7 protein-coding genes are annotated in these 5,995 nt (G+C 34.9%); all 7 read left to right on the top strand.

Annotation, left to right across the window (positions count from 1 at the left end; all coding sequences use genetic code 11):
- The first annotated feature begins 179 nt into the window (after nt 1-179).
- On the top strand, nt 180-1,472 hold the full coding sequence (locus OZD62_RS02885) for an ankyrin repeat domain-containing protein (RefSeq protein WP_275019397.1): 1,293 nt from the start codon (nt 180-182) through the stop codon (nt 1,470-1,472).
- The gene (locus OZD62_RS02890) at nt 1,453-2,433 is read left to right on the top strand and encodes a hypothetical protein (RefSeq protein WP_275019398.1); all 981 of its coding nucleotides are present in this window, start codon (nt 1,453-1,455) and stop codon (nt 2,431-2,433) included. The genes OZD62_RS02885 and OZD62_RS02890 overlap by 20 nt, the downstream gene beginning before the upstream one ends.
- Nucleotides 2,434-2,581: 148 nt before the next feature.
- A complete protein-coding gene (locus OZD62_RS02895) occupies nt 2,582-2,893 on the top strand; it encodes an ECH_0659 family protein (RefSeq protein ID WP_015588824.1) in 312 nt (103 codons plus the stop codon).
- Nucleotides 2,894-3,029: 136 nt separating this feature from the next.
- Nucleotides 3,030-3,578 (top strand): head-tail connector protein, encoded by a 549-nt coding sequence (locus tag OZD62_RS02900; protein ID WP_095742630.1) that lies wholly within the window; start codon nt 3,030-3,032, stop codon nt 3,576-3,578.
- Nucleotides 3,579-3,884: 306 nt separating this feature from the next.
- Nucleotides 3,885-4,295 (top strand): DUF3168 domain-containing protein, encoded by a 411-nt coding sequence (locus OZD62_RS02905; RefSeq protein WP_275019399.1) that lies wholly within the window; start codon nt 3,885-3,887, stop codon nt 4,293-4,295.
- Entirely contained in the window at nt 4,270-4,659 is a 390-nt protein-coding gene (locus tag OZD62_RS02910) for a phage tail tube protein (RefSeq protein ID WP_275019400.1), read from the top strand. Before OZD62_RS02905 ends, OZD62_RS02910 begins: the two co-directional genes overlap by 26 nt.
- Before the next feature lie 65 nt (nt 4,660-4,724).
- The gene (locus tag OZD62_RS02915) at nt 4,725-5,510 is read left to right on the top strand and encodes a hypothetical protein (protein ID WP_275019401.1); all 786 of its coding nucleotides are present in this window, start codon (nt 4,725-4,727) and stop codon (nt 5,508-5,510) included.
- Nucleotides 5,511-5,995: the final 485 nt, after the last annotated feature.

The raw sequence follows: 5,995 nt of genomic DNA on the forward strand, positions 1-5,995 counted from the left end.
TTCTCATCTTTACCCCGTACTAAAATTTCAGATATTATAGCCTTTTACTTGTTTCCGGACAACCTCTAAGCAAGAGTGAAGGTTTAAATGAGAATAATTTACTTGAAAGAATAGGGAATAAGCTAAAAGATGCAGACTCAATAGTATATAGCACTTATAACAATTTGAAGATAGATAAGATGTTCAGTATATTAGATTCAGACAAAATTGTAAATTATATGTTGGTACATCTTGCTGTGGAATGTAACAGTGTACCAATAGTAAAACTCCTACTAGCAAAGGAAGCAAAAGTTAATGAACCAATATATGAACTTGATGAAGCTAAGTCTAAGCTAACTGCTTTGCACATTGCTGCTTTGCATGGTCATCAAGAGATAGTTCAGCTTTTATTGAATAATGACGCAAATCCTTTACTAAAAGATAGTCAAGGCCGAACTCCAAGGGATATTGTCGGCGATGTAGAAGGTAAAAAGGCTATAATAAAAATGTTAGAGGAAGGAGAACAACGTTATGCTGAGACAAGAGCTACGAGAAGGCAACCTTATAGACAAGGCACTTTACTGCAGCCTAATAATAAAACTCCAGGAAATTTAGCTTTGAACGGAAATAACGTAACTGCTGCAGTACAAGCATGGGGTGCAAAACATCAGGAAGAGAATAGTAGAATTACACCAAACAACAAAAAAGTCTATGTACAAGATGAGGATGAACAGACTTCTTCAAACTCAATCGTTAATGAAAACAATACAGACAAAGTAGATGATACATTAGAAAAAGAACAGGCTATAAGAGAAAGAGATGCTATGGCGCAAAAGTTGCAAGAGGCAGAACAAAGACTTGCCAATAATCAGAAGCGCATAGAACATAATGACTTGCACAGTCAACATCCAGAGCAGTATACTACATATAATGGGGAACAGACCTTTTTAAATAAAAGTAATAGTGGCGATAGTGGAATATATTTTGATGCAGATGAATCTGAAGCTTTAGGCCAATCTATATTAGAAAATGGAGAAGATATTAATGCACAAGATAAAGATGGCGTGACCCATTTACATTGGGCTATTGCAGATAACAATAAAGAATCAGTGGAACTTTTGGTAAAATGTGGAGCAAAAGTTGATGTACAGGATAAAGATGGACTGACCCCTTTACATTATGCTGCTGCATATGGTTGTGTAGAGATTGCAGAATATCTAGTAGAAGGTGGAGCAAATGTTAATGCACAAGATAAAGTTGAGCATACTCCCTTATATTATGCTCTTGCAAATGACAATAAAAAATTAGCAAAGCTTTTGATAAAGCATGGAGCAGATCGCTCATTGATAAAGGATGAAGACCTAATAGATAGACTAAACAGTATGTGTGATCAGCCATCTGAGGTTGTACCTAGTACCTTTTCTCATTCCAAAACACACAACGCAACGGAAACTCCAGAAAAAGCAGAAAAGGTTGAAAAACGTAAAAGCTAAGTTAAAAGAATTACGTACTCAGCTAAAGGATGAGCAGAAAAAGAATGAATTGCTAAAACAAAAAATACAAGATCTAGAAAGTAAAAACACAACGCTTAATAGTGAATTAGAAAAAACAAAAACTAAAACAGACGAAGTACCATTAGAAAAAGCGCAAAAGGAACTAACAGAATTGAAAAGTTATATCACTGGACATGGAGCTAGGCTGGACACACTGGAGAAACTCAATGAAGAGAATGAATCACTAAGACAAGAAATAAAAAATCTAAAAAATGAAAACACAACACTTAAGGGTGAATTAGAAAAAACAAAAACTAAAAAAAACGAAGTACCATTAGAAAAAGCGCAAAAGGAACTAACAGAATTGAGAAATTGTGTCACTGAACATGAGACTAAATTGGAAGTACTGGAGAAACTCAATGAAGAGAATGAATCACTAGAACAAAAAATACAAGATCTAGAAAGTAAAAATACAACACTTAATAGCGAATTAGAAGAAAACGAAAATAAGCATTCTAAAACAAAAGTGTTGTTAGAAAAAGCGCAAAAGGAACTAGCAGAATCAAAAAGTTGCATAGTTGGACATGAGACTAAGTTGAAAGAATTCAATAAAGAGAATGAATCACTAACACAAAAAATAAGAAGTCTGGAGAATGAAAACACACCACTTGATGGTGAACTGGGCAAAACTAAAACAAATGAAGTGTCACTAGAAAAAGTAGGAAAAAGACAATTTTCCCCAAAAGTTGCCTATGCGAGCCTTGCAGCTATGTTAGCAGTAGGTGCTGCTCTTAGTATTGCTTCCGGATTGTCTGCTCTATTAATAGTTGCAGCTTCTGTGGTATCTGCACTGATAGCTGGTGGCATTACATACACAATATCAAAACCCATCGCTGAACCAAAACCTACCACTGAATTGAAAGAAGTGAATATTCAAGATTCAGCACAACGGTGTTTGTAAAATTTAATTTGTACACTTGCTATAGATTCCAGCGCGTGACGCTGGAATGTAGTAAAAAGTATTTGTAAGTTACACAGTAGTGTGAATTTTTTACTTCGGTAGTTTTTCATTGTCATTATAATCATAATAATAGTTGAGTTTAATTGATATGAAAACTTTTACGAAAAATTTTAAAAATAACGAAAAAAAGCTAGAGGAGTTTAATAAGGAAATTGAAGATATAACAACTATAGCTCAAGATAAATTTGCACATGAACTTGAAAATATCGCATATGACAGTGTGCAAAAATTTCGCAGTCTGCTTGCTAAAGAGTTAAACTCCACCTTCAATAATATTCATTCTCAAAATGTCAATCTACTAAAATCCAGCCTAGTTGAATATGCTATAAGTTCAAATTTTATCAACAAAAAAGGAGAAACAGCTTTAATACGTTCTCTTCTTAATATATTCATACGATAAAGCACTCAGAGTTGTTGCTGCGCCAATTTAACTTAATGTTGCATGCAAGCTGCATAGCTAAAGTAAGTAAGATTTGCCCCACGCTGTCACGAGGTAAACCTTACTTATTCTAGCTATATCAAAAAGGAGGGTTATTATGTCAATAAGATCTACTTCACCAAGAATATCTGTGCAACGTAAATCTAAGCCTGAATCTTTTCCAGTTACTTTAGAAGAGGTTAAATCTTTTTTACGCATTGAGAACGACCAGGATGATAAGTTGATTTCAGATCTAATTTTTATGGCAACTGATTACGCTGAATGGCATATGGAAAAGTCACTGGTGAAACAAACATGGCAAGTTTCATATGAAGATTATGTACCTCGTAGGATCTATTTAAGCTATGGCCCTGTGAGTAAGATAGTATTGGCTACTGCAATGATGTCTAAAAATCAAGAGAAGAGTACACTTAAGTATTATTTTAGTGATGTAGGGGGCTATGTTGAGTTTTTCAATTGTTTGAATGCAATAAGAGTTGATGTTGTATACGAAGCTGGTTATGACAATGTTCCTGAGCAGATAAAACTAGGTATTATGCGGCATGTTTCTGCTCTTTACAAAAATCGTGAATCGGAGGTAAGTAGCCATTTATCTGAAGTGAAGAAGGTATATTCTCCATTTCGCGAACCAAAGGTTGTTTTGTAGCTCTTTCTGGTCATTCAAACTGGGCTACTACGTCATACCGTTACGGATAGATCTCGCTAACAAGCAGCGGGATGACGAGGTATAAACCTTATCGTCATACCGCCGCGGTATCTCAGCCGCTAACACGTAGCGGAATGACAGCAGTCCTACGTCATACCGTCACGGATAGATCCCGCTAACAAGTAGCGGGATGACGAGGTATAAACCTTATCGTCATACCGCGATTCATTCGCGGTATCTCTTAACATAGATCCCGCTAACAAGCAGCGGGATGACGAGTTTCTATATATCTTTCGAGGGTTAATTATGCAAAAAATTCAAGCTATAAACGAGTTGTACAGTAGCATTTATGAAGCACTAAAAGCAAACTCTGATTTAAGGAAATATGTTACTAACATTTATGACTACTTACCTAAACAGGTCACCATTCCTTACCTGAGATTGTGTGTAGTGAATTATAATAACCTGCATATGCTGTCCAATTTTGCTACAAAGGCAAGATTTTCATGCGACATATATACTTATCATATAGACAGTATGTTTGCCATTATAAGGCATATTAACTTGATACTTAAGAGCATTGAAGGTTTTAATAATGAGGCCATTTTAGAAAGTAATTGTGCTATGGATCAGCACGATGAAATTTTACATTCAACAATTAATTTTGATATTTTAATAAAAGGAGGTGATAATGAGCAAATTACAGCTAAAAATTAAAGATCATGACAATAATTTTATTGTGTTAAATAATATAAGAAACCTAAGGTTTACTTTGCGTAATAACAGAGAAGAGGTGAAAGATATTTCTTCTTTTGGCTGGAGGAAAGTGCTCGATTGTGCTGGAAGCAGACACATTACGATAAAAATTAATGGAATTTTAGACTCTGTATTAGCTGATGAATTATTACGTAATTCTGCTATGCTAAACTCTAATAATGATTATGAAATTAGTTTTAATGCTAAGGAAAAGATAAGGCTTAGGTGTTCAGTTGAATTGTATGAGAGGTATTATGATCCTGTTACTTTTAACAGCTTTACTGTAGTTTTAAATAGTGCTGAAGTTGTAAACGCTTTTCATTAATGTTAATTTAATTTTTTCATATACAATAATAACTGGTGAGAATTTTAACTAAATTAAAAAAAATCATGAATGACGAAAACCTTTTCGAGGAAGACGGTGATAATATTGAAGAAAATAACGATGATAAAAGAGAGAGAAGTTTAGAAAATGAAAATCAGCAAAATCAAGAAGAACAACACAAAGAGGAAGATAAGCAATACATAATACAGTATGTTCAAGACTATTTGAAAGTTTTTGAGGATATTCTAAATCAGATCGACGAAGGAATTGATAATTCGGATAGTTACGAAAGGACTATGCAAATAAAGCGAAGCATAGACAGGCTCATAGAGACTTTATATAGTCAGGCTGCGTCCGAAGATATTGATGCAGAATTTGAAACTACCAAACACACTCGCGATAAATCAGAATCTATGAAAAGAGTTAGAGAGAAGAGAAGAAAGCAAGTGATAGAAGAAGTATTAAGTAGCATGTTTGCCCAGCAACAAAAGGAGCTAATGAACGCTAAACACTTAAGTCATGGACATGAAACAGCAAAAGATGGGGATGTCCACGAAGCAAAGGAAAAAGTGAAGTCTTCAATCAGGGGAGTGTTGTTTTCGGTGATTGCTCATAGGATGGATCCAAGAAGGAGGGCAGGGGAAACTGCTGACGGTAACGAAAAGCAAGCTCATATATATGGCAGGGAAGCAGTTGGTGGAGCTTTAGGTGCATTGTTAAAAACGTTTTTAACAGCAGTTATTGCCGTTGTGCGTGAAATTGCTAAGCCACTTCAGAAACCGGAAACATCTTTTGCAAAACAAGTTGAAGAAAGCAGAAACGCAGATTCACAAAAGGGTCGATCTGTGTAGATTTCTCCTTGTAATAATCTTTCGATTCTACTGTCTGTTAATTCAAATTAGGGTTATAAAATTTTAGAAGCCAGCTCTTATATAACCAATTTATAGCAAGAAATTACGATACAAAAATCAGCGTCCGTTAGAAAATAAACATAACACAGGGTGATAGAGTTGCCCCTATCCATAAGCGTCAGTTAAGCTCAAAATTGTAAGCTTAAAATATGGTTGAATAATTATTAATAATAGTATATAATTATTAACGTTTTTCAGGCATTTTTGTTATGGGTGCGCCAAGTAAGCGTTTAGAATACAGTTGGTGAAAATCCAACTTAGGCAAAGTCTAGCCAACAGCCTAGAACAGACCATTATGCTGCGTGAGGTAACGAGCGTAGTAAAGCTAATGGAATGGACAATATAGGGTGCAATGAAAAATGACCTTACCCAGAAAAAGTGGAGAGAAAGTGTGGAATGTTTTTTACAAAAAGAATGATGCATCA

This window comes from Wolbachia endosymbiont of Drosophila seguyi, assembly GCF_028981765.1.
GTDB classification, from domain to species: Bacteria; Pseudomonadota; Alphaproteobacteria; order Rickettsiales; family Anaplasmataceae; genus Wolbachia; species Wolbachia pipientis.